Below are 26,003 nucleotides of genomic sequence, written 5' to 3'. Positions count from 1 at the left end.
ATCCTTCGCACGCCGCTCATGGAGCACCCAACTGGGGGTCAAGGGGTCGCAGGTTCAAATCCTGTCGTCCCGACCAGCTTTGATGCAGGTCGGAGGCCGTTCTCTCGTTCGTGGGAGGGCGGCTTTTCGTGTTCCTGGAGGGCTGGTGGTCGCAGGCCGAATCTGGGGACGGCAAAGATCGCTACCGCTGAGCTCGAGGACTACGCGTGAAAATTGATGTTAGGGATGCGGTGTGAGGGGGGCTTCAGTGCTGTTGGCCCATGTGGTGTCGAATTGTTGGAGGGCGATGGTGTAGAGGAGGCCGGGTGCCCGTGCGTACAGGCAGGGCGAGTTCCGGCCGTGCGCGTTGTCGCTGTAGAAGGTGAGGTAGGCGGCCTTGTCGGTGGCGACGACGCGGCATGTGTGGGGGAGGTTGTAGCGGCGCAGTCGGATGCCGGGTTGTGTGTGAGCGGCTTGGGTGAGGTAGTCGATGTTGGCTCGGACCTGGCTTCTGAGGAGGTCAGGGGTGAAGCCCGGGTCGAAGTGGGCGACATTGTGGGAGCGGCGGTCGAGCCAGGAATCGTGGGGTGTGTCGGGGTCGGGGAGCAGGATCTGGACGGATGCGGGTGAGATGGTGCCCGACCACAGGGGAGCGAAGGCTTCGCGGGTGAGTATGTTGCCGCGTCCTGCCATGACTTTGACCCACTGGGCGCGGGCGAGGTCCTGGCGCATGGACGGCTCTGCGGAGGCTTGGCGGCGGTAGAGACGCTGGAGTCCCGTGCCGGTGAACCAGGAACAGGCGCCGGTGAGCCACCACAGAGGGCGTGCGGCGCGCAGGAGGCTGAGGGCGAGCAGGAGGGCGCTGGTGGCGAGGGAGCTGAGGATGCCGAGCAGGAAGGCGTTCATGCTGGGGCTCCGGTGGTGGGAGGTCTCCTTGGGCTGTGCCGACGCTCGGGGCTGGGTCTTCAGAAGTAGGGGAGCAGTTGGCTGAGCACGTGGGCGGCATTGCGTGCGGCGAGTTCGTGGTGGCTGTGGCCCTTGTGTTCGTCTGCGTTGTCGGATACGCCGCGGATGACGATCCAGCCGGGGTTGGTTGTGCCGTGGACGGAGTTTTCCTGCCAGTACTGGCTGAGGCCGCCGGCTTCCATGTCGACGGCGAGGACTTTTTCGTGGTATGTGGTCAGGTAGGTGCGGATGTCGCTGGCCCGGTCGGCGATGACGGCTTCGCCGGACCCGATGACTCCGGGGTAGACCTCGTACTGGTCGCCTGCGTGAGCGGTCATTTGGCCGTTGATGCGAGCCGGTGTCCCGTGGTCGGTGAAGTAGGCGTTCACGGCGTGGACGATGTGCGCCGGCGCTTGTCGGTGTTCTCCGCGGCGGCTGGTGTCTTGAGGATTGATCTTGCGGTTTTCGTAGTAGACGACGTCGGTGGAGACGATGACGTTGCCGATTCGGGCGTGGTCGTCATGGATGCCTCCGGCGATGCCGACGAGGGCCCACAGACGGGGTTTGTAGTGGCGGCGTAGGTTTTCCAGGGCGGCCATGGTGGATCGCTGGCCCTGGCTTTGGGTCTGCGTGGCCACGATGCGCAACGTGGCGCCCGAGACGGTGCGTTCGCCCTCGTAGAAGTAGAGGCCGCTGGGTGTCTTGTGGCGGTGGAGTTTTAACGCGTCGATGACGGAACGGAGTTCCTCACTGAGGATGGTGACGATCCCGAGGTCCCACGGGATGCCTGCTTCGGTGGTGGGCTCGGCCGAGGGCAGAGGGGCGGTAGTGGAGGCTTGCGCCTTCTCTCCGATGGCGATGGTGCTGAAGGTGTTGTTGTTGCCGCGGCTGATGATGCCTTTGTTGATGGTCATGTGGCTGCTCCGTTGTCGGCCTGTGCGGGCTGGTTCGCGGAGACGTTGACCTGAGCTGCGTCTCCTACGGCATTGTTGGTGAAGCTGTTGTTGTCGCCGAAGTTGAAAATTCCGCTGTTGATTATCTTGAGTGCGCGGTCGTTGAAGCCGGACGTATCGACGCCCCTGTCCTGGAGGAAGTCGCTGGCCGCGCTGAGAAGGCGCTGCTCTATGGTTTTCATGCGTCCGAGGATGTCGCTCTTTTCCAGTTGGACCTTGGTCCAGGTCTGGGACGACTCCTCCCGTATGCTCACGCGGCTGCCGATGAGGATGTTGCGGATCCGGGTCCTGGTGAGGTCCCGGGGCAGGACGGCGGCCTTGGCCACCCTGTAGAGGTATCGCAAGACCCGCCATGAGTACTGGATGTCGGTGGGGAGCGCGCCCAGTTCGTTGAAAGCTGCCCAGATGACGGCCGCAGCACCGTGGTGGCCGAACTCTTCACCCCGCTGGAATGAGCGCGGTGTGTGGGCGAGTACGCATGCTGCCGTGGACAGGCTCAGGGTGCGTCCCTGCAGGCTGACGTGCAGCAGGACGGTCGCGACGAATTCGGACCCGTCGGCGGGTGTGATGATTTCGAGGAAGTGGTGCTGCTTCGATTCCGGCGTGTCGATGATGGAGCGCAGGTCGCTGCGGGTGAAGTGGTGTGGAAGGAGCGACCGGTCGACGGCGACATCGGTCTCGGCGACGTAAACACGGTCCCGGACCTCGGCAGGCAGCCGGACGTCGCGGCTGTCGGCGTTCAGCGGCAGAACGGCTTCGCGTAAGTATTCGACGAGTTCGTGTGCCTTGAACGGTGGCACCGCGTGCTCACGCTCGTGCAGCGGTTCGTCGTCGGACTCGGCCCGCAGCAGTTGGATGCTCATCGGCGGGTTCCACTGGTAGACGAGTTCGCCCGCTCCGATGAACGGCGATTCGTCACCGAAGAGCGTGAACTTGGTGAGGTCGTCGTCCTCGTCGTCGCTGTGTCGGGTTCGGCGGTACACGGCGCACATGTGGTGCTGCTGGCGGTCGGCTGCCCGCTGGCGGCCGGACAGGCGGGAGGGGCGCAGGGCAGGTGTGCGCAGTATGCGGTTGAGGATCAACTGGCGTGTGGCGCCGACAGCCAGGTAGACGAGTGTGAGCGCCGCCGTCAGCAGGAGCGCCGCCAGTGCCTGCCGGGGATAGAGGAGGCCGATGGCCAGGATGGTCAGGGCCAGCCACAGTGCGGCCGTGGTGACGCGTTTGACTACGCGTGCTTTGGGCGTGGTGACGCGCGGGAGGAGAAACCTGAGGAGATGGCGATGAGCTCGTAAGGGATCCGGGACGCGACGTCGGGACCTGCCGGCCGCCATCGACTGGCTGTCGACGCCTCGCAGTATTACGGCCAGACGCAGCAGCAACAGGAGACCGAAACCGCTGGCAATGAGGATGGCCGCGGGAACGCTTCCGGCGAGCAGGGGACCGGCTATCGCGGCGATGACCGTGGTACGGGCGAGGGCTCTGAGCGTGGCAGCACGCCATGCGTGCTGCATGACAGGGACGATGTCGAAGCCGTAGGAAGGGGCGACCCTGCGGTGCGGCGCGGTGCAGACCTCGTCGATCACAAGGTCACGGAAACGTTCGTCCACGTACACGCCGGCACACAGATGGCGGGTGGCGGCCGTGGGTTCGAGCGTTGTCTCCTGTGCTGGTGGCGCGTCGGACGTGGTCATGTCCTACCCCCGGCTCCTACAGTTATGGTTGCAGTGACCATAAGTGTCGGCGGAGTTTAAGTCAATGAGACCTTTAGGGGTGCGGGTGGACGACTGGCTGAAAGACTCAGACGAGGTCGGACCCTCCTGGCTGACCGTGGATCTCGCGATCTTCACCCTCAGAGACGACCAGCTGATGGTCCTCCTGGTCGAGCGCGGCCTGGAGCCCTTCCAGGGCATGCCCGCCATGCCCGGAGGATACGTACAGAAGAACGAAACCCTGCGTGACGGCGCCCTGCGCGAGCTGGCGGAAGAGGCCGGCATCGACGGCAGCCGCCTGCACCTGGAGCAACTCGGCGCCTACGCGGACCCAGGACGGGACCCACGGGGCAGAGTGGTGACGGTCGCTTACCTCGCACTGGGGTCGAACCTGCCGGCCCCCGTCGGAGGGACCGACGCCGCACGTGCTTTCTGGGCCCCCGTGGCGCGCTTGGAGGATGGCACGCTCGGCTTGGCGTTCGACCATCAGGCCATCCTGGAGGAGGCCCTGGAAGAGATTCGCCGGAAGATCGAGTACACCGCTGCGGCCACCGCCTTCTGCGGGGAGACGTTCACGCTCAGAGACCTGCGCACGGTGTATCAAGTGATTTGGGGCCAGCAATTGGATCCGAGCAACTTCCGCCGCAAGGTACTCAACACCACGGGATTCGTGCAGCCCACGGGAGATCAGTGGCTGCCCCCCATCGGCCGTCCAGCCGCCCTCTACCGCCGTGGACAGGCATGGCTGCTCAATCCGCCCCTGTTGCGTGCCGCAACCTTCGGTCAGTGAGACTGAGGCCGCTCCGGTCGCGAAGGCGGCCAGACGCCAGTCAGTCGCGAGCTTGGCCAGCGTTCGACAGAAGCCCCATCTCTCGACGATGCGCTGACCGAGATGGGACTACTGAATCTCTTCGGGGTGTTGTCGGGGTGACGTGTGCTGATCCCTGCGGTGGGCCGGTGGTAAGTGGTATGCGCAGGGTGGCGGGCTGACCGCAGAGCGGCGGCGGTTTCGGGAGCGGATCCGGTATGAGGCCTGTGAGCGGTTCGCTCGTGGTGAGAAGAACGTGGTGATCGCGAAGGATCCGCGGGTCAGTGAGCGGTCGGTGGAGCGCTGGCGGCGGGTTTGGCGGCGGGGCGGGATGGATGCCCTGGCCTCTGCGGGGCCGCCGAAACTGCCCAAGCTCTCCGATGGCCAGTTCGCCGAGTTGGAGAAGGAGTTGGCGCGCGGGCCGGCCGTGCATGGCTGGAAGGACCAGCGGTGGACCGTGGCGCGGATCAGAGCGGTGATCGCCTTCATGTTCCAGGTCGACTGCTCGATGGCGGCGGTGTGGCGGAAGAAGGATGTGTGGCCGCAGGTGGAATGACTGCGGCGGCGCTGGGGCTTACCTGGTCTTCGAGGACGAGGCCGGTTTTGCGATGAGGGCCCTGTCGTCGTACGACGAGAACTCTCTTTTGTTGTGCAGCGATCTGCGGCGCGCCTCCCACAGGGTCATGGGTTCGTTCAGCAGGGTGCCGTCCCCGTCCGCGAGACGTCCGGGCAATTCCTCCGGCTCCACCCCTTCGACCAGGACGAACCGGTAGGACGTGCGGTTGTTGCCCGGGTCCGGCTCCGCGAGCTACGCCAGGTCGCCCGGGTCGAGCACGGGGTCGGCCACCCACCCCAGGGGCGCCAGGTGGTCCGGTCCCAGCGGCTCCCACAGGGGCAGAGCACTTATCAGTGTCCGCCATGCCTCGTCGGTGTCTCCCCACCGCGCCAGCTCCCGCGCCCGCTCGACCGCTTCCCCGAACGGTCCGGCCGCCGTGTACCGGTACGTTCCGTCCCTCACCTGGTCCAGCGTCGCGTAAGCCAGTGACACCAGGTCGTCGTCGGCGCCCCGCAGATGGTAACGTCAGCGTGGAGTCGTCCCGGTACGAGTGCGCCGCGTGCTCGGCGACCAGCGGTGGCAGCAGCTCGGGAGCGTACTGCGGATCCGTCACCATGCCGTCGAAGTACACCATGTAGGTCTGTCCGAGCAGGCGGCGGATCTGGTCGCCCAGCCCGGCGGCCCGCGGTCTGCCGAACTCCCTGGCCTCGTCCAGCGTCTTTGCGGCCCGTTCCCAGTCACCGCGCAGCGCCTCCAGCCGGGCCGCGTCCACCTGAGCGTCCAGCTTTCGCGTCGTGTCGTTGGCGAACACCGGCTCCCCGTCGCTCGGATGCGCCTGCAGGCTGTGGAACTCCCGGTACATGTCCCGCATGAACTCAAGGAAGTTCGCGTGCCGCTCGGGTGGCGCGGCCCGCCAGCTCGCCCACGTGTAGACGGCCCACTCACCGTCCCCGTCCACGTCCTCGGGATCCATGAGCACGTGGGTGATGTCGGACTCGACGTCGAGCTGCAGCCCGCGACGCCAGATGTCCACCTCCCGCCGCTCCTCGGGCCCAGCGTCATCGTCCAGGTACTCTTCGAACATGTCCGCGAGTCCCGACTCGTTGTTGTGCCAGCGCGCATCCTCGGTCCCCGCCAGCAGCCACACGAACCCGCCCGCGTGCCGCCACCCGTCGCTGACCTTGAGGAACTCCCGGTACGACGGGGGCATCTGACAGCCGAGGCGCCGTTCCATGGCTGCGATCCGCTCCGCGGATGCGGGCGGGAACCCCAGCCACCTTGTCCGCCGCGCGGTCTCGTCGTCCTCGCTCTGCGTCTCGCCGTCCGGCAGGGAATCCGCCCACTCCCCGCTCCACCTGAGCAGGAAGGACCGCCAGTCGAATGCCGTGGTGTCCGTCATGCGCCCGATGGTGTCACCCGCCACTGACAGTGCTCCGCTGCTTGCTGCGGCCAACGGGACTCTCGCACGCGCCCGGCACGGCTGGTTGTGCCGGCATGCGTGCCCCACTGCAGGGCGAGGATCGCTGTCTCGTAGCGCACGACCTGCCCATGCCGGAAGCGGTAGAGCCGACGGTGGTCGCTCACGTCGAAGCGGTTCTCGAAGCCGTCCGCGAAGGGCCGAGGGCGCCCGTCCAGTGCGGTGGCCGTGACGAAGGGGGTTACCGGCTGAGACGTGCGGGTTGCACGGTCGGCCTCGCCGTCGCGATCAGGATCGCCGTTGGTTTGGATCCGCGCCGGACGGCCGCCATTGAGTCGCCAGGGCCATGTCGCTCACGATTGAAGTCGGATCCCGCGACGCTGCTGGATGGCGGTTCACGCGCAGCCCAGTGCGCATCTGTCTTCGTCGGCCTCGGGGTCGTATCCCGTGCCCTCGTCGCTGGTGTCGGAGTCGGCGTCGGTTGCCAGCGTGATGACGTCGTGAGCGTCGAAGTGCTTGGCGATGCGCTTCAACATCGGAGCGGTGTAATCGGGGACGTCGAAGCCCGCTGCCAGGACGTCGCCGTCGTACACGGCGCGCAGCAATTCCTCCGGTGCGCCGTCGATGAGACCAAGCTCGTGGAGGCGGCGGGCGGCGGGCGGCGGTGGCCACCGGTCTCGTGAAACCGCGCAACATGCGATTCGCTCCGTAGCCGGCGAGTTTGTAGACGGTCTCCCGGTCGGCGGAGCCGTTGTTGCGGCCGGCGTGGAGCGGCACTGGCTCTTGTCCGGTTGTCACCGGCTGGGTTCGTCGTGGAGGATCAACGGCGTTTGAGGCGCACGGAACCGCTGTGCGCGGTGGGGGTGCGAGGGGGCGACGATCTTTTCCGTACTCGTCAATGTGCTGGTCGGTCTGGTGACCAGCCTCATCGGTGGTGGGTGCGTCTGGCTCTGGGAGCGCGGCAAGCGTGCCCGCGTGTTGCGGCGCAAGGCGGACTTCTTCGGCCTTGTTCCGGGGGAGACCTGTTTCATCGTCATCGGCAACAAGCACGACGCGCGAGGAGTCGCGACGCACAAAGAGATTCGAGCCATGATCGAGCTGGCGACCCTGGCCGGCCAGCTCGGCTGTGGCGTGGCCACCGAATCCGCCGACGACTTCCGTGGCAGCAACGACGACCGCACGGAGTTCTGCATCGGCGGTCCGCTCGGCGAGGCCAACCTCCGTACAGGCGGCCACCTCGCGGCCCATGTGCCCGGCGTCAGCATCCTGCCGTACGGTCCGGGCCCTGAGTCGGTGGCGTTCGTCGTCGGCGGCAGGCGCTACCTCTTCCGGAAGAGCGAAGTGGAGTATGCGCTGGTGGCCAAGTTCATGCCGCCCCAGGCGACTCGCCCAGTCGTGCTGGTCTGCGGCCAGAGCTCCCTCGCGAACCAGGCCGCGATCCACTTTCTCAAAAGGAACCACCGCCAAGTGGCCGACATCATCGGCTCGGTCGACCGCTATTGCCTGCTGATCAAGGTCGCGGATATCGGTACTTACGGCTTCCAGGGCGCGAGCCTCGAACGCGACGTGACTGGTGACGCGTTCACCGTGTCCTGATGTCAAGGGCGTGCCAGGCCCGGCCCTGTCTCAGGGTGGGGCGGCGCCTCGCCCAGCACGAGCGCGCCCGCAGCCGCCCAGGTCGCGCGTGCGGACAGGCGGTTGCGCACGTCGGCCGTCCGCTCCTGAACAGTCCCTCGGTTGATGAGTAAACGTTCGACCCGTTCGACGGCCACCATGGTGTTGTCGAAGCCTTCTTCGGTCAGCAGTCGCATGGTGGCTCTGGTCGGCCAACCGGGCTGATGGGGCTGTCCGCTATCGCACTCGAGCCTCTGCCATGTGCCGGTGGGCCTGAGGAAATCGTCGGAGATACGGGAGTTGAAGGCCGCCGCAGGGCCCGCGAGCCGGCCGGTGACGAAAGCGCTGATGTGCCGGTGCCTGAGCTCGTCCAGCTTGAGGCTGCCGAAGGCGGGGACGAGATCGTTGTGCACGTAGTCCCGGTAGCGGGCCTACCCCTCGTCGCCAAAGGTGACGACCACCTTCTCGGCCGCTCCCGGCGTCATGGCCAACCCGAAGGCACGGTCGGCCTCCCTGAACGGGACCCGGTGGCTGATCAGCTTGGCGAACCGCTCGTGGTGCTCCACGATCTCCGGCGTGACCTCGAAGATCTCGGTCGGGTAGCCCTGCGAGGCGATGAGGGTCAGCTCGCTGCGCAGCATGCCGCCGAGGTCGATGTCGGCGCCCTTCTTCTGTACGGCGACCATGACCAGCTTGGCGCCCCACTTCGCGGCATCGACGGTGGCGTTGAAGACGGCGGCGACGCCGGCCGCGTCGATGTAGATGTCGGTGCCCGCTCGCGGCTGGCCCAGCGCGTTGGCCGCCTCGCCGTGCAGCTCGGTCAGCCGGGCGGTGACGTCCTCCTCGGCGGAGTTGATGACGGCGTCGGCGCCGACGGCCAGCGCCGTCTCCAGCCGCTCGGGGATGACGTCGGCCACCACGACGTGCTTCACACCGCGCAGCTTCAGCCAGATCGTGGCACCCAGCCCGATGGGACCGGCGCCGAAGACGACCACCTTGTCGCCCGGCTTCGCCTCGGAGCGGTTGACACAGTGACGGGCGACCGCCATCGGCTCGTTCAGCGCGGCCACGTCGAAGGGCACCGTGTCGGGGAACACCGCGACGCTCTTGCCGACTTCGGCGTCCTCGATGAGCAGGTACTCGCTCATGCCGCCCAGCTCGCCGCCGCAGCCGATGATGCCGGACAGGGCGCCCTGCGGGTTGACGACCACACGATCGCCGACCTTCAAGCCGGTGACCTCGGCGCCCACTTCGACCACCTCGCCGGCCGGTTCGTGGCCCAGCGGTATGGAGCGCATCGAGCCGTCGGCCCCGGTCGGCATGCCGCCGAGGTGCAGGAAGAAGGTGTCGGTGCCGCAGATGCCGCAGGCGCGGATCTTCATCAGCATGTCCTTCGGCCCAGGCACCGGGCGTTCGACGTCCACCATGGCGATGTGGTTTTGGGCGCCGGTCAGGGCGGACTTCATCGTGGTCATCGCACTACTCGCTTTCATGGAATACGGAGGGGTCGACCCCGGCGGCGAGGGCTTGCCGTGGAACGGAGGTGTCGAGGACCAGCCGGTGGGACGGTGACCCCAGCTGGGCGTCGTACAGCTGTTTTCGCACGATCAATTGCTTGAGTTAGGCAAGCGTATTGTGTTACTTAAGTCAAGCGAGGTGAGTGGTGGATCTGCTCACGTCGGCACGGTGGCACGGCGCTGGGCCGACTCTGGCCTCGAAAGGGGCGACGTCGGCGGACCGGGGGAGTCCGGTCGCCGGCCTTGGCGTGTGCGAACGAGGTGGTCAGGCTTGCTGCGTGCGACTCCGGAGCAGGCCCATACCCGCGCCGAGGGAGACCACGCCCATGCCGGCGCTGGTGAGGTAGCCCTGGGTGCCGTCGACCACGAGGGGTGCGGCCACGGCGGCGGTGAGGTTGAACAGGAAGAGGAACCACAGCACGGGCTCGGGAGTTTCCTTTCGGGGGACGAGCCGGGGCAATCTGTGGTGTAGCGGGCCACACGGTCCGGCCTGTTCACCGCGGGGGCGTGAACAGGCCGTCGACCACGTCGCGCAGCGGGTCGAGGGGCTCGTCGGACGTTGTGTCGCCTACGGTCACGCCCGGACGGTGCCGTTCTCCCTGCAGAAGTACTTCGCCAAGGGCATGCTCACCGGAGCCATCAAGGGGTGAGGTGATATGCCCCGTGCGCCGTGGGATGGGATGAACAGCTTCCCGTGTGGGAACACCACCGCACAGCCGCTGCCCTTCGGCGTTCCGACCTGATGCCGGCTCGTCGGCCGTCCCATGCGTGATCGGTACGGTGGTACCGGGACGACGAGAGGGGCGGCGTGGCCGTGGGTGAGGAAGCCGAGATCAGGACGGCGAAGGACGCCGCCGACCACGAGCTCATCCTGGCGTTCGGGCGGCTGCAAGGGGCGGCGAACCGGCTGGAGTACATCCTCGGCCGGGCGCTCGAGGTGGAGTGCGGGATCAGCCATCTGATCTTCGAGGTGCTGCTGATCCTCGGGCGAGCGGGTGAGCCGGGGCTTTCCATGCGGGCCATCGCGCAGGAGCAGGTCCTGACCACCGGCGGCGCCACCCGACTGGTGGACCGAATGGAGACGGCGGGCCTGGTGACGCGCGCGGAATCCCCCGAGGACCGGCGCGGCAAGCTGGTGCGACTGACCCCGCTGGGCGAGGAGACGGCCGTACGCGCGTCGCTGGTGCACCTGGAGAACATCAAGCGGTACTTCGTGGAGCCCGTGCCCGCGGCGGACCGCGATCGGTTCTCGGAGGACCTGCGGATCCTCAGCCACACGGCTCGGGACGTGCTGCCCCGGCTGCCCTGAACACGCTCGTGTGTCCCAGTTCACACGGGTCGAGAAATATCTGACGAGTCAGTTACTGTTTGGTCAGATGAATCGCTCGCAACCGGCGAGCGCCCCTCTCTGCCGAGGTCATCGATGAAGCTCGTCTACGTCTTCGACGCCTACTGCGGCTGGTCGCACGGATTCTCCGGAACCCTGCGCGAGGTCGCCTCCCGTCATCCCGGGCTGCCGGTCGAGGTGGTCTCCGGCGGTCTGTTCATGGGGCGGCGCCGGGTGCCGATCCGCGAGTTCGGCTACATCCAGGGCGCCAACGCCAAGATCGCCGAACTGACCGGCGCCGAGTTCGGCCAGGCGTACGAGGAGTTGATCGCCGACGGGTCGTTCGTGATGGACTCCGAAGCCGCCGCCCGTGGCTTCGCGGCCCTGCGTCAGGTCGCCCCCGACCGGGCGGCGGAGCTGGCCACGGCCCTCCAGGCCGCCTTCTACGTCGACGGACACAGCCTGTCCGAGGCGACCACCTATCGGACGGTCGCCCAGGCGGCCGGGCTCGACGCGGATGCTGTCGTCGCCGCCTTCGACGCGCCCGAGGCGCAGGCCGTTGTCCGCGCCGACTTCCGCCGGGCGGCCGAACTCGGCGTCACCGGGTTCCCCACACTGCTGGCCGTCGACAGCGACTCGGTCGTCCCGCTGGCCTACGGCCACGCCACGGCCGACGAGGTCGACGAACGCCTCGCCACTCACTGATCTTCCCCCGTCCCCACCCCACCCCTTGCGCAAAGGAACCCACGATGAGCACCCTCTCCTTCAAGATCCTCGACCTCGACTTCCCGGTCGGCAGCAAGAACAAGACCGCCACCCTCGTCACCGGTGAGAACGAGGCCCTGCTGGTCGACGCCGCCTTCACCCGCGCCGACGGCCACCGCCTCGCCGCCGAGATTCTCGACTCCGGCAAGCAGCTCACCACCGTGTTCGTCAGCCACGCCGACCCCGACTTCTACTTCGGCGCCGAAGTGATCGCCGACGCATTCCCCGACGCCGTCTTCGTCGCCACGCCGATCGTCATCGAGCACATCCGGCACTCCTACGAGGGCAAGCTCAAGGCGTGGGCGGCCCTCGGCCCGAACCTGCCCACCCGCCTGGTCGACCTCACCCCGTTGACCGGCGACCTCACCCTGGAGGGCCACCGCTTCGAGCTCAAGGGCGGCCCGGCCGGCCTGCCCGACCGCCACTACCTCTGGCAGGCCGAGCACCGCGCGATCCTCGGCGGCGTCCTGCTCTTCCAGCAGGAGCACGTCTGGGTGGCCGACACCCCCACCCCCGGCGACCGTGCCGCCTGGATCGACCTGCTGGACGAGATGGCCGCCCTCGACCCGCAACTGGTCGTCCCGGGTCACCGTCTGCCCGACACCGCCGCCGACGCCTCCGCCATCGCCGCCACCCGCGACTACCTGCTCGCCTTCGATGAGGAGTTCGGCAAGGCGGCCGACGGTGCCGCGCTGACCGAGGCGCTCGTCGCCCGCTACCCCGGCAACGGCATGGTGATCGCCGCCCAGATCGGCGCCAAGGTCGCCAAGGGCGAGATGAAGTGGGGCTGACCATGGCCGAGTTCGCCACCTCTACCGCTCCCGCGGATGTCGTACGCCGCCAGTACCTCGCTTCCGCGGCGGGGGACCTGACAGCCCTGCGGGCCACTCTCGCCCCCGACGTGGAGTGGACCGAGATGGCCGGCTTCCCCCTCGCCGGCACCTACCGCACCCCCGACGGGGTCACCGCCAACGTGATGGAGAAGCTCGGCCAGGACTGGGACGGCTGGGCCGCCCATGACGACACCTACGTCGTCGACGGCGAGAATGTCGTCGTCCTGGCCCGCTACACGGCCGTCAACAAGGCCACCGGTAAGCCGATCGACGTCCGTGTCGCCCACCACTTCGTCGTACGTGGTGGACTCATCGTCCGCTTCGAGCAGTTCGTCGACACCGCGCTCGTCCGCGAGGCGATGGCCGACTGACGCGTTCCCCCCTCTTGGGCGAGGTGAGCGGCCGCGCCGATCCGCTGACGGACGTTGTGATCACCCGCAGCACGGTCAACAGACGGCGCTTCTTCGAGAAGGTGAAGGACTGGCCCGAGGGATCTGAGGAGACCGGGCCGGCGCGGCATCACGTCGCGCTGCGCTCGCTCGCCTCTCTCATGTCCCGCTCCGCGGCCCGGTTCTGCGCGGTGTCCGGCTGTCCCGCCGTGCTGCCCGGACGTCCGGCGCGGAGCAGTCCGCTCCAGTTCTCCCGGCTCCAGTCGGCCGGGCCGGTGGTACTCGTGAACTCCTCGACGAGGGAGAGGAACCGCGCGGGGTCGGTGTGGAACGGGAAGTGCCCGGCCCCCTCGAAGATCTCCAGGCGGCTGCCGGGCATCGCCTCGTGCGCCCCGTACGCGTGCCGTACAGGCACCACGCTGTCCCGGTCGCCCCATATCAGCATCGTGGGCATGCCCTCGGTGAGGTAGCAGCGGTCGAGCATGGTCACCACCTGGCCGCGCCAGTCGACCACGGCGCGCAGGGTACGGATGAAGGCGCTGCGCGAGGTCGCGTCGGGAAGCGCGTCCACGAGGGTGAGCAACTCCGGTGCGTCCTGGCCCAGATCGGTGTCGAGGAGCCGCATCAGGTGGGCGAACAGGCGTGCTTGCACACCCATGCCGGGCAGGCGCAGCGCGGAGAGCATCAGATCGGCGCCGGGCAGCGACACCGCCCGCAGGACCGGATTCACCTCGCGGCCGACGCCGCCCGCACTGACCAGGATCAGCCGCTCCGTGCGTTCCGGGAACTGGTACGCGAACTGCATGGCGACGCCGCCGCCGAGCGAGTGCCCGACCAGTGTGGCCTGTTCGATGTCGAGCGTGGACAGCAGATCGCGCACCCCGTTCGCGTACGCGGCGACCGAGTAGTCGGCCCGGGGCTTGTCCGAGGCGCCGTGGCCGAGCAGGTCGGGGGCGATCACCGTGTGGGTGCGGGCGAGGTCGGGGATGAGCTCGGCCCAGGTTGCCGAGGAATCGCCGATGCCGTGGATCAGAACGAGTACCGGGCCCTGGCCGGCCATGCGGTAGGCACGGCGGTAGCCGTGCACGACGCGGTGGTGCAGCCGTAGTTCTTCGTCGCCCACTGGGCGCAGCCGCTTGATGGGCCGCGGGCGCTGTCGTGGGTCGTCGACCACCGGCTCACCTCCCGTTCCGGGCCGCAGGAAATGCGGCTCCAAACGCTCGGTTCCAGCGTAGGGCCCTTGTCCCACAAGGGATTTCGGTGAGGTTTCGCCTCCGCTAACCGGGCGAACCGACACGTCGGAAAGGGCATTGTCAGTGGCGGACGGCAAGCTGGATCCAGTGCCACCGCTGCCGAGCCGAACCGGGAGAGCCGTCCGATGCCGACCGCCGTACTCACCGATCACGAACGCACCGAAGTGCAGGCCTATCTGCGCCTGTTGCAGACGGTACGGGCCGAGCCCCCGTCGTGCCGCCCACCGCCCTCGCGGAGGCGGAGCGAGTGCCGGCCGCGGCAGGGTTACAGACGGACCACGACGAGAGCGATGTCGTCCTGGCTGCCGCCGGTGACTCCCAGGTGGTCCAGTAGTCCGTCGGCGAGTTCTTCCACCGGGAGCGTGCTGCACCGAGCGAGGGCGTCGGTCAGCCGAGCCAGGCCGGTGTCGATGTCTTCGCCGCGGCGTTCGATGAGGCCGTCGGTGTAGAGCACAAGGGTGTCGCCCGGGGTGTAGGACAGGCCGGCCTGAGGGCGGGGGACATGCTCCGGACGTGCGCCCAGCGGCGGGTCGGTGGCCTGATCCAGCATCTGCCAATTGCCGTCCGGACGGAGTAGTACCGGCGGAGGGTGACCGGCGTTGCTGTAGATGATCAGTCGGCTGCGCGGATCGATGAGCACCTTGACCACGGTGGTGGCCAGCGCGCCGTCGACCGCCCGGGCGTACAGGCCCAGTACCTCCAGGGCCTGGGCCGGGCTGGGGACGGCCCGAATGGCCGCGCTCAAGGCACTGCGCAGCATGCCCATGACGGCAGCAGCCTCAAGGCCGTGGCCGACGACGTCCCCGACGGCGATGGAGTAGCGATCGGGTGGCAGATCGACTACGTCATACCAGTCACCGCACACGTTGAGTGATCCGAGGGCAGGCAGGTAGCGCACAGCGATGTCCCGGTGCCTGTCCAAGTCGGGCGAGCGCAGCATCACCTCCTGCAGAGCGACGGCGACTTCACGTTCACGGGCATGCGCCTGGCGCAGCCGCTCGTTCAGTTGCTCCAGATCATGCGACCGGGCATACACCAGGGCCGCGATCCCTGTTGCCTGGTTGCTCAGTGGCGAGGTGAACTCATGGATGACAGGGGAATGCATGAACTCGGTGACATCGTCGGCCCGTGCGATGATCCACTTCACGGTGCCGTCCGGCCCGAGGACGGGGCTGGACATCCCGCACCACCACCGCTCCTCGAGTTCACCTGGGCGGTCGGCAACGGGAATGTCGAATCGCTGTGGAGCCACCACATCGGGCTCGCGGGAGTCCAGCACGCGCTGGAGTGAGGCGCCGAAGTCACGCGCCGCGGCCGGCGCGGCCGGTGTGACTGGAAACGCCTCCAGGATGTACTGCCCGGCCAGTTCTTCGCGGGTCCTTCCGGTGGCCTGAAGGTAGGCACGGTTGGCATAGCGGATCACCAGGTCGGCGTCCAGCACCAAGTACGGGTTCGGTGCGGCGTCGAACAGCTCCTCGAAATTGATCTCCGCTGGCGTCACGCGCGTGACCTGCCGATCTTTACGAGCGCGACCGATTCACCTCTCAACCTACGAGGTGTCCGCCAGCTGCGCCCGCCGGACGGCCGGTCCGTTTCGCAAGGACAAGGCGGGCGGAGTGGATGAGGCCTTCGGAGGGCACCGAGCGCCCATGGCTGAGGCCCGTGGCATTGAGCCTCGACGAGAGGTCGCTGGATCCGGCCCAGGCCGAGACCACCGTGTCGTCAAGCACCCTCGGCGTGTCGCCGTACAATGTTCTGATTTTTCATATTAATCTCCCGTGACTGTACGAAGTCGATCTCTTACAGATCGCGCACCCCGCACTCCATCGGAGAGAACATGCACAAGCTTCGCAACGCCGCCGTCGTGGTCGTCGCCCTCGGCAGCGTCGGAATCCTGGGCGCCGGTACCGCCAGCGCCAACGGCCAGGACGGTCACGGCGACAAGGGCAAGGGGCACAAGGTCATGCAGAGCTCCGAATGTAAGTCGCATGACCTGAACGTCGACGTCCTCGGCCAGGTCGGCATCCTCAACGGCCTGCTGGGCAACGCGCTCAACGGTGAGGGCAACGCCGGTGGGCAGAGCAAGCACATCGGCTCGACCATGGGCTGCAGCAACAGCGTTGGCCACTAAGGGCGTGCTCTAGAACGTGGTGTCTGCTGGGTTGGCCGTCCGGTGAAGTCACGGGCGGCCAACCAGTCCTTGGGCCATCAGGTTCTGCGCGTCTGTGCCGTACATGCCGGACGAAGACGTGTCGGGCGTAATCCGGGATCTGCACCATGCCAAGCCGCTGCGCAAGCGGTGTACCGGTGAGTCGGCCTTCAAGTGCTGTGAGGCGAAGCTCCCGAAGCCGGATCCCGAGGTCCTCGCGTGCCTTCGGTGGAGGCTCCGGGCTGTCCCGAGTTGGGTGCCCAGGAGCCGAACTGCACTCCGTGGTCGGAGTGGATGATGGTGCGGCCCGGCCGTGTGCTCGCCGGGACGGTGTGTCAGAGCATGGCGAGCCGGTCCACCAGCAGTTGCGTCCTGCGCTCGGTGTCCTCCGGTGGGAGCCGTCCCGCTCGGGTCAGGGTGGCCAGTCCGTGCAGGGACGCCCAGAACGTCTCGGTGAACAGCTCCGGGCGCACGCCGTCCCCGGCGACCTCGCTGAGGCACTCCAGCAGCGCGGCGAAGGCGTCCTTCAACGGTTCGGGGGTGTCCTCCTGCGCGTACGCCAGGCCGCCGTCGAGCTGGAACAGGGCGTCGTAGACCGCCGGATGGCGTTCGGCGAACGCGAGGTAGGCACGGGCCAGCGCGGTGACCCGGGCGCGGGGGCCCTCGGCGGCGGCGGTTGCGGCCCGCATCGCCACGGCCATCTCGGAAGCGCCCTGCAGAGCGACGGCGCCGATGATCTCGCGCTTGCCGCGGAAGTGGCTGTAGAGGACGGGCTGGCTGTATTCGATGCGTTCGGCGAGCCGCCGGGTGGTGACCGCGTCCCAGCCCTGCTGCTCGGCGAGTTCGCGGGCCGTGGCCACGATGAGGCGTTCGCGGGCCGCCCGTTCGCGCTCCTTGCGTTCCTGTACCGACATGAGTCGATTCTAGCATCGCTAGACAACCGAGCGGCAGCATGGGTAGCGTTGCTTCATCAGCTAGCAGCGCTAGATCCCAGGAGGGGTCATCATGCTCAATGCACTCGAGGTCGTCACCATCGTGGTCGTCGGCGTGATGGTGGGGGTGGAGTTCTCCGGCCCCGTCTTCAGCAACCCGATCCTCAACGCGCTCCCCGGCGACAACGGCCTGCGCGGCCGCGTCCACGGGGCCCGAGTGGGCGGCGCCGTGATGCCGTTCTGGTACATCGGCTCGCTCGTCCTCGTCGGGGTCTGGGCCGTCGCCGGATGGGACGACGAGGGCACCGGCCTCGTCGTGACCGCCGCCGCGCTGCTGATTGTCAGCGTGCTCATGTCGATCCTGGTGCTCGTCCCGATCAACAACCGGATCAAGACGTGGACCGCCGGCAGCCGGCCGGCCGACTGGAAGGAGCAGATGAAGCGCTGGGACCGCTGGCACTACGTCCGTGTCGCCGTCATCATCGCCGCCTTCGCCTGCCTGGCGGCCGCTCTCACCTGAGCCCGCTGAGAGTCCCTCACGCCGCTGTACCGGGGTCGTGTGACAGGTGTGCCACAGCTCAGCCACGTGATCGTCAACCGGTGGTCACTGCACGCAAGTTGCTGCATAGCATCGTGGCCGGCACATGGTGAACCGATGAGCTCAGGAGGCATGTGGTGGGGAACGGGGGAGTGGCGGGCCTGGGCTGTGCGGTCGCGGTGTGCGGGTTGCTGCTGGCGGGCTGTACGTCAGGTGGAGCCGAAGCGTCCGGATCGACCGCTCGGCAGAAGACAGGTGTCACGGGAACCGCCGGCCCGTAGACGACGGCCGTCGTCGACATCGACCCCGCCAGCCTCCCGACGTCCGCGGCCCAGGCGGCCGCCCTGGTCCGGGAGGTCCTCGCGAGACCCTCCGAGTTCGGCCCGGACACCGACCGCCGGTCTCCGTACGAAAGCGACCCCCAGCTGTGGCCGGTTCTCGGCGACGACTGTGTCTGGCACCAGCAGGCGCTCCCGAAGGACGTCCTCGCCACCCTCACCCGCTCCTACGAGATACCGGCGAGCGGCACCAAGGGCCCACTCCGGCTGAGCGCCGTCGTCACAGTGCACCGCACCCCTGAGCAGGCCGACTGGGAGAACGCCGAGGTTCTGGAAGAGATGATGCGCTGCTGATGGGGAGTGCGGCGGCCTCCGTGGTCGCCGTCGGCGGCGGGGCCACCGCCTACCTGACCGCCGGGCGACGGGGCACAGGCGGCTCGGGCGGCACCCTTCCCGTTCACGCGCTCGGTTTCCAAGCTGACCTCAGCCGTACGCACAGGGCGGACGGCGTGGCGCAGGAGCGCGCGGTGCGGCTCGCCGTGGAGCAGCACAACGCGCGCGCGGACATCACGTTCCGCCTCGCCCTCGAGACCGCCGACGACCGGGGCGACCCGGCCCTGGCCGAACAGGCGGCCCAGCGCCTCATCCAGGCCGGGGTGAGCGCGGTCCTCGGTCCCAACACGGCCTCCGCGGCACGGGCCGCCGCCCCGCTCTACCGGGCCGCCGACACAGGCATGGTGCTGATCTCTCTGGACCACGCGACATTCGACGATGCCAGGCTGCGCACCGTGTGCGTCACCCGCGCCCCGGAGGGCGACCTGGCGCTCCCGCTGATCTCGTACCTGGCCAAGGTGCAACCGGTCGAGCGCACGGCCGTCATCGATGACCGGGCAGCGGGCCCGACGGGCCCGGAAGTCACCACCCAAGTCGAGCAGTACCCGCCCCAGAAAGGCACCACCAGCGTCCACTCCGTGGCCGCCGAGAGCGACGACTTCGGCCCCGCCGTCCGTGCCGCCGTCGCCGCCAAGGCACAGGCCGTCGTCTTCAGCGGCACCACCCCCGAACGCGCCGCGCGCTGCGCCCGCGCTCTCACCGAGGCGGGCTTCTCCGGACCGCGCCTGGGCACCTGGCACATCATGCGGCCGGCCTTTCTCCAGCAGACCGGACCTGCGGGCCAGGACTGGCTGTTCAGCGCCCCCTTCACCGACCCCGGCAGCGTGTCCCGCGGCTTCCGGGCCGCCTACCGCGCGAAGTACGGCACCACACCGGGCCGCTGGTCCCCGGAGGCGTACGACGCGGTAGGACTGGTGGCCGGCGCCCTCAAGTCGCTGGGCGGCTCGGCCGACGTCCCACCACGATCCGTATTGCCACGCCTCTTCGACGTCCCCTACAAGGGACTCGTCAAGACCATCCGCGCCGGCACCGACGGCATCGACCCCAAGGAGTCGGGCGCGGCGTACTTCCTGTTCCAGGCGAAGGGGAACACCTTCCGCTTCCGGGGACGCTCCGACCAGGTCAAGTGAGTCCACGGACCGGTATCCCGCGCGGAGCGGGGCGGCCCCTTCACGGCGGGCAACGCCAGCCCGCTCAACGGTGGTGCTTCGACGGGCTGTTGGGCGGCGGACACTGTGTCGGCAAGGCATGGCAAAGACGACGGACTCTCGTGGTGAATCCCGGACCGGTGGCGGCAGGCCGTCCCCTGCCGCCACCGACCACCGGATCCAGGGTTCGTCACCGCCGGGCCGGGCGCGCTTCCGGTCTTGGCGCGTCCGGCCTGGGGGCTGTCACTCGCCCGGGTGGGAGAGCTCGATGTCGTGGCTTTCCACGCCCGAGCCGTGCACGGTCAGGTGGGTGGCCTTCGGCGGGTAGCCGGTCGCCATGACCGTGTACTCGCCGCCGTCCAGGTCGGTGAAGGCGTAGCCGCCGTCCTCGCCGGTGGTCGCGCTGGCCACCACGTTGCCGGCCGCGTCGACGAGTGTGACCCGCGCGTCGTTCAGCGGTCGGCCCGCGGCTTGGATCACGCCCTGCACGTGCAGGGCGGAGGACAGTTCGACCTCGGTCCTGGTGACGCCATGCGGGGCGATCTCGACGGGCAGCGCGATCGGCCGGTACCCGGCCGCGGTCACGGCGAGGGTCAGCTGGCCGGGCACCAGCTCGGCGAAGCTGAAGGCGCCGTCCGTGTCGGTCAGCCCGGCGGCGAGCACGTCGCCGCGCACGTCGGCCGCGACCACCATGGCGCCGCCGATCGGCTCCTTGCAGTCGGCCGAGGTGACTGTGCCGGCCAGGCCGCTGGTGCCGGAGAGCAAGACGTCGTACGAGGCCGGCTCGTCGCTGAGCACCACCGTGGAAGCCTGTGGCTGGTAGCCGTTGGCGGAGGCGATGAGCACGTAGCTGCCCGCGCGCGGCGCGTCCACCGTGTACGAACCGTCCGGGTGGGCCAGCACGCGGCCCACCTGCCGCCCGCCCAGCGAGATCAGGGTGACGGCCGCCCCGGGAACGGGTGCCGACTCGGCGCCGATGACGTAGCCGCTGACCGGGATGCCGCCGGAGGAAGAGACCTTGGGCATGGCTGGCGCAGCGGACTGGCTCGGCACCTTCTCGTCGGTCTCGTCGGTTTCGTCGGGCGCGGTGTTCTCGGTGTTCTCGTGGTGCCCGTCCTGCCGGCCTCGGAGGCCGAACGCCGCGAGGGCGGCGCCCACGAGGGCGAGGATGCCCGTGACCAGGACGGCGGTGTGGACGCCGTTCATGAAGGCGGTGTGGCTGCCCTCCACCACGGCCGTCCTGAGCTGTGCGGGCATCGCGTCGGAGACCGGGGCGACGCCCATCGCGACCGCGTCCTTCGCCTCCTCGAGGCGAGCGGCTGCCGAGTGGGGCACGCCCGCGTCGGTCAGCGAGTCGGTGAGTGTGGAGCCGACGCGGCTGCTGATGAGGGACACGAGCACCGAGGTGCCGAGCGCGCCGCCGACCTGGAGCGAGGTGGCCTGGAGGCCGCCCGCGATGCCGCCGTCCTTGACGGGGGCGTTGCCGACGATCGCGTCGGAGGACGCGGCCATCACGATGCCGACGCCGAGACCGAGCGCGACGAACGGTGGCCACATGGCGGCGTACGACGAGTCGGCGCTCCACGCGAGCATCGTGAACGCGGCGCCGGCCTGCAGCAGCATTCCGAGCGGCATGGTCAGGCGCGGGCCGAACTTCTCGGTGAGCTTCGCGCCGAGCGGTGAGGCCACCATGGAGGCGAGGCTGAGCGGCAGGGTGCGCACTCCGGACTCGACGGGCGTGAAGCCGTGCACGTTCTGCAGGTACAGCATCACGAAGAAGATCACGCCGAGCAGGACGAAGAAGTTCAGCGCGGTGACGAACGTACCGATGGTCAGGGCCGGGTTGCGGAACAGGCGCATGGGCAGGAGAGGGTGCGCGACGCGGGTCTCGTACCAGCCGAAGAGGACCAGGACGACGACACCGCCGACGATCGCGCCGAGCGTGCCTGCCGAAGTCCAGCCCCACGTCTCGCCCTTGACGACACCGAAGACGACGCCGAGCAGTCCGAGCGCGAGCAGCACGACGCCGGGCACGTCGAACTTCTCGCTCGCGGCGGCCTCGTTCCTGGACCGCGGCAGCACTACGAGGCCGAAGATGAGGGCGATGACGCCGATGGGGGCGTTGATGTAGAAGACCGATTCCCAGTTGACGTGCTCGACGAGCAGCCCGCCGACGATCGGGCCGAGCGCGGTGGAGACGGACGAGATCATCGCCCAGATGCCGACCGCCATGCCGAACTTCTTCGGCGGGAACACCGCACGTAGCAGTGCGAGGGTGTTGGGCATCAACATCGCACCGAAGAGGCCCTGTACGGCGCGGAAGGCGATGACGCCCTCGACCGAGCCGGCGAGGCCGATCGCGACGGACGCGACGGTGAATCCGACGACGCCGACGAGGTAGAGGGTGCGGCGCCCGAAGCGGTCGCCGAGTTTGCCGCCGAGGATGAGGGCGGCGGCGAGGGCGAGCAGGTAGGAGTTGGTGACCCACTGCAGTTCCGCAGTGGTGGCGTTCAGGTCGCGGGCGATCTCGGCGTTGGCGATCGAGACGACCGAGCCGTCGAGGCCGACCATGAACAGGCCGAACGCGACGGCGACCAGCGTCAGCCACGGGTTGGCGCGAAGACCGCGGGGAGGGGGGTCGGATACGGGAGTGGACGCTGTGGAAACAGCGGTGACAGACATGTGTGAGCTGTCCTCGGGACGTGCGGCGCGCGACTGGGCGCGTGGACATGTGCGGGGGAGCTGTGTATGCGAGCAGCGCAGCCGGCCGGGCCCTGCCGCAGTAGTGGCAGGGCAGTAGGCGTACGGGAAGCGGGATCGACCGGTCAGGCGGAGTGGTCGCGCAGGCGCCGGGCGAGAGCTTCGAGGGCGCCGAGCGCCGAGCCGAGGGCGTCGCGGTCGCCGTCGGTGAGGGTGCGGAGCGCGGACGCGAGCTGCGCCGCCGCGATGTTCTCGACCTCGCCGATGCGTTGACGCGCCGTGGCGGTGACGCACAGGTGCGCCACACGCTTGTCGGTGTCGTCCTGACGCCGTTCCAGCAGGCCCGCGTCGGTGAGGCGGGTGACCAGGGCGCTGACGTTGTTCGGCATCATCCGCAGCGCGTCGGCTGCCTCGTGGACAGTCGCGCCGTCGTGCTCGGCGACGTACTGAAGCAGGGCCAACTGCCGCTCGGGGAGCTTGGGATAGGGCAGTCGCCGGTCGATGCTCTGTTTGATGTACCGGTTCAGCGCGGGCAGGCACGCCACGAGGCCTGCGGCCACATGGTCGACGCCCTGGCTCGGGCGAGCCTCGCTGGTTCCGGTCACGGCGCCACGTTATCTATGACGAGAAACCTATGTCAAAATACTAATTGATGCCGTCGAGCATCACCATCGACTGAGCGGTGGCGATGGCCGTGAGCACGTGTGACGTTGGTGGGGGAGTCCATGGGCGCGGTGCTCGCCCTGACCACCGTGGCCGATCTGCCGGAGCGGGTACGGCGGGTCGTCGCGGTGAACACGTACGACTTCCGCGGCGGAATCGCCCGGTCCGGTCTCCTCGCGGTGATCGCCGGGGTGGAGCCGGGTATGCGTCCCGGCTACCCGGCCGTCGCCAGGAGCGTGTACCAGGGAGAAGGACTGGTCCCGGCCCTCGGACCGGGAAGCCAGCAGGCAGCTGCTGCCGGCCGCCGACTTCACGCAGGTCCCCAAGGCAGGGCACTTCATCGCCGTGGAACGGCCCGACGTGCTGGCAGACCTGTTGAACCAGCGCCCGTGACGCCTTCGCCGCCCTCCCCGGCATGACGACGGTCAAGTGAACCCCTGCGGCCGACTGGACCTGCTCGCCACGCCCGCCGCGATCAACGCGCCGACGGCGCGGAGCCGAGCCTGGAGCGACCCATCCGGTCCGGGATGTCAGGGGGTGAGCTGTTGGTGTCCGATGACGGAGAGCAGTTCGAGTTTGCTGTGGCTCTCGGTGCCGGGGCGGGTGGTCAGTACCACCAGGGTCTGGGCGCGGTTCTCGGTGAACAGGAGCTGGGCGTCGACGTCGATGCGGCCGAGTTCGGGATGGAGGAGGGTCTTGCAGTCGTCGTAGCGCTGGGCGACCTCCTGAAGTTCCCACATGCGGACGAACTCGGGGCTGTGTTCCTGGAGTTCGGCGAGGATCCGGGCGGCTCGGGGGGTGTCGCTGCCGGCGGTCAGCGCGGCCCGCAGGCGTGCCGCATTGGCACGGCCGTGGTGTTCGTGGACGTCCTCGGGGTACACCAGACGCTCGGCCGGGTCCATGAACCAGCGGTAGTAGCCGCTGCTGGCCAGACCGGTGTGGCGCATCTGGTCGCCGAGCAGTGCGACGGCCAAGGGGTTCATCGCGAGGGTGTCGAGCAGGTCGGTCGTCACCAGGGCCGGGGAGTCGTCGAGGCGGTCCAGCACTCGCATCAGCGTCGGGCTGACGTGCTCAGAACGGTGGAATCGGGCCGGGGCGTTGTGGCCGATGAGGACGAAGAGATGGTCGCGTTCGTCCAGGGTCAGCCGCAGTGCCCGGGCGAGAGCTTCGGTGATCTGCACGGAGGGCTGCGGAGCACGCTGCTGTTCCAGCCGTGCGTAGTAGTCGGTGGACATACCGGCGAGCTGCGCAACCTCCTCGCGGCGCAGCCCCTGCGTACGCCTGCGCGCCCCCTCGACCAGCCCGACATCGCGGGGCCGCAACACCTCACGCCGACGGCGCAGGAATTCCGCCAGTGCCTTCTTGTCCATGCCCCCATCCTCGCCGCATCCCGCCCGGCTATCCAGAGACCGCCGATCCATGGCTGAGCAGTCCTCTCCCGCTCGCGCGAAGCCGCCCGCACGGCCGACGTCGAGGGCGCTCGCGTCGGTCACTCCAGATCGGTCAGCTGCCGCTGATCATGGCGAGGACCTCGTCGTAGGAGCCGTTGGCCTGCGCGTCACGGATGAACCTGGCGCGCTCGACGACCAGTTCCTGCGCGTCGGGCTTCTCACGCAGCAGGTCGAGGGTCTCGGTGAGGAAGTCGTCCAACGGCATCGACTGGTCGCTGTCCTGCTGGCCCAGCAGCGCCGTGCGCACGCCCGGCGGGACCACCTCGATCACCTGGACGCCGGCGTCGGCCCCGGCGAGCTGGATGCGCAGGCTTTCGGAGAAGGAGTGCAGCGCGGCCTTGGTCGCGCTGTAGGTCGGCGTGCTCTGGAACGGGACGAACGCCAGCGACGAGGTGACGTTCACGACGACCGCGTCGTCCTTGCCCACCAGCAGCGGCAGGAAGGCATACGTCATCCGGAGCGTGCCGAGCAGGTTGACCGTGACGTGATCCTCGGCGACCCGGAGTCCGGCCGGGTCCAGGAGATTCTCGAACTGCATGATGCCGGCGTTGTTGACCAGGACGTTCAGCCCCGGGTGGCTCGCCGCCACGGTCTCCCGGGCCCGGGCGATGGAGTCGGGGTCCGCGACATCGAGGACGAGCGCGTCGATGCCCGGGTGCTCGGCCGTGATCTCGTCGAGGAGTTCCTTGCGCCGGCCGGCGACGATCACCTTGTTGCCGGCCTCGTGCAGGCGCAGGGCCAGGCCGAGGCCGATGCCCGAGGTGCCGCCGGTGATCAGGATCGTGTTGCCGGTCATCTTCATGGGGTCTTGCTCCTTCGGTACGGCGGGCCGGTGAGCGCCCGCAGCCCCGACCGTAAGAGCGCCCGCGCAGGGGCGGGAGAGGAAGGTTTATCCATGGATCGGCGGTCTCTCTGTCGCCCGGCGCCTTGGCGAGGACTGCCAGGCCCTGCGTCACGCGGTGGGAATGAATCCGGCGGGGGGCGGGTTGTACGCGGCGGTCGTAGTTTTTGTGTCTGTGTTTCACCGCACGCTCGCGAAGAACGATGTCGCGGGCGCCGCCTTCCTTCAGGGAACTGGAGAAGTAGCGTCCAGGCCGGCCCGGGGCACCGCACGGTGCGGGTCCCGTACCCCAGCCCCTGCAAGGAGCAACAAAATGACTCAGGGAACCGTCAAGTGGTTCAACGCCGAGAAGGGCTTCGGCTTCATCGCCCAGGCCGAGGGCGGCCCGGACGTCTTCGTGCACTACTCGGAGATCGACAGCTCCGGCTTCCGTAGCCTCGAGGAGAACCAGCACGTGGAGTTCGAGATCGTCCAGGGCCCCAAGGGCCCGCAGGCCTCGCACGTCCGCGCCATCTGAGACCCGGCGGGCAAGACCTGCCGGACACCTCTTGATGTTGATGCGAGGGCCGGCGCCGCATGGCGCCGGCCTTCGGCATGTCCAGGGCCGGTCCAGTGTGCTGACCCCCGGGACAGCCCGAACCGCAATCGACCGCGTCGCCGCCGGCCAGCAACCGCCGGACGGTATGACCGCTGTCCAGGTCGTCGCGATGAGCGACGCGGCGCGGTGGCGGCGAACAGCGTGCCTGCCCTCGGGCAACGGGGCCGGTCGCTGTCCTGGTCCTGGCCGGAGCTTGCCGCACGGCGATCAGCGTGATCGGCGTCGCCCGGCAGGCCGACCTCGCCGA

General features: G+C 68.6%; 24 protein-coding genes and 4 pseudogenes. 13 read left to right on the top strand and 15 right to left on the bottom strand.

The features are described from left to right. Positions 1–219: 219 nt before the first annotated feature. From OG828_RS06965 to OG828_RS06955, 3 genes are read right to left on the bottom strand one after another with little or no spacing between them, the layout of a single operon-like run. The gene (locus OG828_RS06965) at positions 220–885 is read right to left on the bottom strand and encodes a hypothetical protein (RefSeq protein WP_328500476.1); all 666 of its coding nucleotides are present in this window, start codon (positions 883–885) and stop codon (positions 220–222) included. A 59-nt stretch (positions 886–944) separates the two neighbouring features. Further along, positions 945–1,838 carry a 5'-methylthioadenosine/S-adenosylhomocysteine nucleosidase family protein gene (locus OG828_RS06960; protein WP_328500475.1) on the bottom strand — a complete coding sequence of 298 codons (894 nt, stop codon included), beginning with the start codon at positions 1,836–1,838 and terminating at the stop codon, positions 945–947. Continuing rightward, positions 1,835–3,568, bottom strand: coding sequence for a hypothetical protein (locus tag OG828_RS06955; protein ID WP_328500474.1), 1,734 nt, complete (start codon positions 3,566–3,568; stop codon positions 1,835–1,837). Before OG828_RS06955 ends, OG828_RS06960 begins: the two co-directional genes overlap by 4 nt. Before the next feature lie 85 nt (positions 3,569–3,653). Between OG828_RS06955 and OG828_RS06950 the strand changes: the two genes are divergently transcribed. After that, positions 3,654–4,376 carry an NUDIX hydrolase gene (locus tag OG828_RS06950; RefSeq protein WP_328500473.1) on the top strand — a complete coding sequence of 241 codons (723 nt, stop codon included), beginning with the start codon at positions 3,654–3,656 and terminating at the stop codon, positions 4,374–4,376. 154 nt (positions 4,377–4,530) lie between these two features. After that, positions 4,531–5,005, top strand: a pseudogene (locus OG828_RS49475) (IS630 family transposase); the annotation flags it as partial. On the opposite strand, the pseudogene OG828_RS06940 reads toward OG828_RS49475, so the two are convergent. Both OG828_RS06940 and OG828_RS06935 read right to left on the bottom strand, forming a co-directional pair. Beyond that, positions 4,999–6,349: pseudogene (locus OG828_RS06940) on the bottom strand (SMI1/KNR4 family protein); the annotation flags it as partial. The pseudogenes OG828_RS49475 and OG828_RS06940 overlap by 7 nt on opposite strands. 413 nt (positions 6,350–6,762) lie before the next feature. After that, on the bottom strand, positions 6,763–6,972 hold the full coding sequence (locus tag OG828_RS06935; RefSeq protein ID WP_328500471.1) for a hypothetical protein: 210 nt from the start codon (positions 6,970–6,972) through the stop codon (positions 6,763–6,765). A 295-nt stretch (positions 6,973–7,267) separates the two neighbouring features. On the opposite strand from OG828_RS06935, the gene OG828_RS06930 reads away from it, so the two are divergent. After that, the gene (locus OG828_RS06930) at positions 7,268–7,963 is read left to right on the top strand and encodes a hypothetical protein (protein WP_328351667.1); all 696 of its coding nucleotides are present in this window, start codon (positions 7,268–7,270) and stop codon (positions 7,961–7,963) included. Positions 7,964–7,965: 2 nt separating this feature from the next. Here the strand turns inward: OG828_RS06930 and OG828_RS06925 are convergent, their stop codons facing one another. The 3 genes from OG828_RS06925 to OG828_RS06915 form a co-directional block, all read right to left on the bottom strand. After that, positions 7,966–8,394, bottom strand: coding sequence for a hypothetical protein (locus OG828_RS06925; protein ID WP_328500470.1), 429 nt, complete (start codon positions 8,392–8,394; stop codon positions 7,966–7,968). Positions 8,395–8,412: 18 nt separating this feature from the next. Next, positions 8,413–9,456: a zinc-dependent alcohol dehydrogenase gene (locus OG828_RS06920; protein ID WP_328500469.1), complete on the bottom strand. Its 1,044-nt coding sequence runs from the start codon at positions 9,454–9,456 to the stop codon at positions 8,413–8,415. Positions 9,457–9,763: 307 nt separating this feature from the next. Further along, the gene (locus tag OG828_RS06915) at positions 9,764–9,919 is read right to left on the bottom strand and encodes a hypothetical protein (protein ID WP_328500468.1); all 156 of its coding nucleotides are present in this window, start codon (positions 9,917–9,919) and stop codon (positions 9,764–9,766) included. A 393-nt stretch (positions 9,920–10,312) separates the two neighbouring features. On the opposite strand from OG828_RS06915, the gene OG828_RS06910 reads away from it, so the two are divergent. The 4 genes from OG828_RS06910 to OG828_RS06895 all read left to right on the top strand — a co-directional run bounded on the left by OG828_RS06910 (position 10,313) and on the right by OG828_RS06895 (position 12,794). Continuing rightward, positions 10,313–10,807 carry a MarR family winged helix-turn-helix transcriptional regulator gene (locus tag OG828_RS06910; protein WP_328500467.1) on the top strand — a complete coding sequence of 165 codons (495 nt, stop codon included), beginning with the start codon at positions 10,313–10,315 and terminating at the stop codon, positions 10,805–10,807. A gap of 114 nt (positions 10,808–10,921) precedes the next feature. Then, a complete protein-coding gene (locus OG828_RS06905; protein WP_328500466.1) occupies positions 10,922–11,530 on the top strand; it encodes a DsbA family protein in 609 nt (202 codons plus the stop codon). Positions 11,531–11,574: 44 nt separating this feature from the next. After that, on the top strand, positions 11,575–12,381 hold the full coding sequence (locus OG828_RS06900; RefSeq protein WP_328500465.1) for an MBL fold metallo-hydrolase: 807 nt from the start codon (positions 11,575–11,577) through the stop codon (positions 12,379–12,381). Between the two features lie 2 nt (positions 12,382–12,383). Beyond that, positions 12,384–12,794: a nuclear transport factor 2 family protein gene (locus OG828_RS06895; protein WP_328500464.1), complete on the top strand. Its 411-nt coding sequence runs from the start codon at positions 12,384–12,386 to the stop codon at positions 12,792–12,794. A 148-nt stretch (positions 12,795–12,942) separates the two neighbouring features. Here the strand turns inward: OG828_RS06895 and OG828_RS06890 are convergent, their stop codons facing one another. Continuing rightward, positions 12,943–13,986 (bottom strand): alpha/beta fold hydrolase, encoded by a 1,044-nt coding sequence (locus OG828_RS06890; protein ID WP_328500463.1) that lies wholly within the window; start codon positions 13,984–13,986, stop codon positions 12,943–12,945. Positions 13,987–14,190: 204 nt separating this feature from the next. On the opposite strand from OG828_RS06890, the pseudogene OG828_RS06885 reads away from it, so the two are divergent. Further along, positions 14,191–14,399 (top strand): annotated as a pseudogene (locus OG828_RS06885) (hypothetical protein). Here OG828_RS06885 and OG828_RS06880 read toward each other — a convergent pair. Continuing rightward, complete coding sequence (locus tag OG828_RS06880; protein WP_328500462.1) at positions 14,331–15,566, bottom strand: PP2C family protein-serine/threonine phosphatase; 1,236 nt, start codon at positions 15,564–15,566, stop codon at positions 14,331–14,333. The pseudogene OG828_RS06885 and the gene OG828_RS06880 sit on opposite strands and share 69 nt — an antisense overlap. Before the next feature lie 336 nt (positions 15,567–15,902). On the opposite strand from OG828_RS06880, the gene OG828_RS06875 reads away from it, so the two are divergent. Further along, positions 15,903–16,196, top strand: coding sequence for a hypothetical protein (locus tag OG828_RS06875; protein ID WP_328437155.1), 294 nt, complete (start codon positions 15,903–15,905; stop codon positions 16,194–16,196). A gap of 353 nt (positions 16,197–16,549) precedes the next feature. Here the strand turns inward: OG828_RS06875 and OG828_RS06870 are convergent, their stop codons facing one another. After that, complete coding sequence (locus OG828_RS06870; protein WP_328351479.1) at positions 16,550–17,128, bottom strand: TetR/AcrR family transcriptional regulator; 579 nt, start codon at positions 17,126–17,128, stop codon at positions 16,550–16,552. 91 nt (positions 17,129–17,219) lie between these two features. Here OG828_RS06870 and OG828_RS06865 point away from each other — a divergent pair, with 91 nt between their 5' ends. After that, on the top strand, positions 17,220–17,666 hold the full coding sequence (locus tag OG828_RS06865; protein ID WP_328351476.1) for a DUF1772 domain-containing protein: 447 nt from the start codon (positions 17,220–17,222) through the stop codon (positions 17,664–17,666). Between the two features lie 649 nt (positions 17,667–18,315). Then, positions 18,316–19,485, top strand: coding sequence for an ABC transporter substrate-binding protein (locus tag OG828_RS06860; protein ID WP_328500461.1), 1,170 nt, complete (start codon positions 18,316–18,318; stop codon positions 19,483–19,485). 261 nt (positions 19,486–19,746) lie between these two features. Here OG828_RS06860 and OG828_RS49470 read toward each other — a convergent pair whose 3' ends face one another. Together OG828_RS49470 and OG828_RS06845 are read right to left on the bottom strand one after the other, a co-directional pair. Continuing rightward, positions 19,747–22,185 carry an MFS transporter gene (locus OG828_RS49470; RefSeq protein ID WP_443062376.1) on the bottom strand — a complete coding sequence of 813 codons (2,439 nt, stop codon included), beginning with the start codon at positions 22,183–22,185 and terminating at the stop codon, positions 19,747–19,749. Positions 22,186–22,328: 143 nt separating this feature from the next. Further along, positions 22,329–22,808, bottom strand: coding sequence for a MarR family winged helix-turn-helix transcriptional regulator (locus OG828_RS06845; protein WP_328351470.1), 480 nt, complete (start codon positions 22,806–22,808; stop codon positions 22,329–22,331). Positions 22,809–22,907: 99 nt separating this feature from the next. Between OG828_RS06845 and OG828_RS06840 the strand changes: the two are divergent. Continuing rightward, positions 22,908–23,259: pseudogene (locus OG828_RS06840) on the top strand (alpha/beta fold hydrolase); the annotation flags it as partial. Between the two features lie 137 nt (positions 23,260–23,396). On the opposite strand, the gene OG828_RS06835 reads toward OG828_RS06840, so the two are convergent. Next, complete coding sequence (locus OG828_RS06835; protein ID WP_328500460.1) at positions 23,397–24,236, bottom strand: helix-turn-helix transcriptional regulator; 840 nt, start codon at positions 24,234–24,236, stop codon at positions 23,397–23,399. A gap of 133 nt (positions 24,237–24,369) precedes the next feature. Beyond that, positions 24,370–25,119 carry an SDR family oxidoreductase gene (locus OG828_RS06830; RefSeq protein ID WP_328437152.1) on the bottom strand — a complete coding sequence of 250 codons (750 nt, stop codon included), beginning with the start codon at positions 25,117–25,119 and terminating at the stop codon, positions 24,370–24,372. 352 nt (positions 25,120–25,471) lie between these two features. Between OG828_RS06830 and OG828_RS06825 the strand changes: the two genes are divergently transcribed. Then, positions 25,472–25,675, top strand: a complete 204-nt coding sequence (locus OG828_RS06825; RefSeq protein WP_210569121.1) for a cold-shock protein — start codon at positions 25,472–25,474, stop codon at positions 25,673–25,675. Positions 25,676–26,003 lie beyond the last annotated feature (328 nt).

It is taken from the genome of Streptomyces sp. NBC_00457 (assembly GCF_036014015.1).
Lineage (GTDB): Bacteria > Actinomycetota > Actinomycetes > Streptomycetales > Streptomycetaceae > Streptomyces.
The sequence above is the reverse complement of the archived record's forward strand: the minus strand, read 5'-3'. Positions and strand labels throughout refer to the sequence as shown.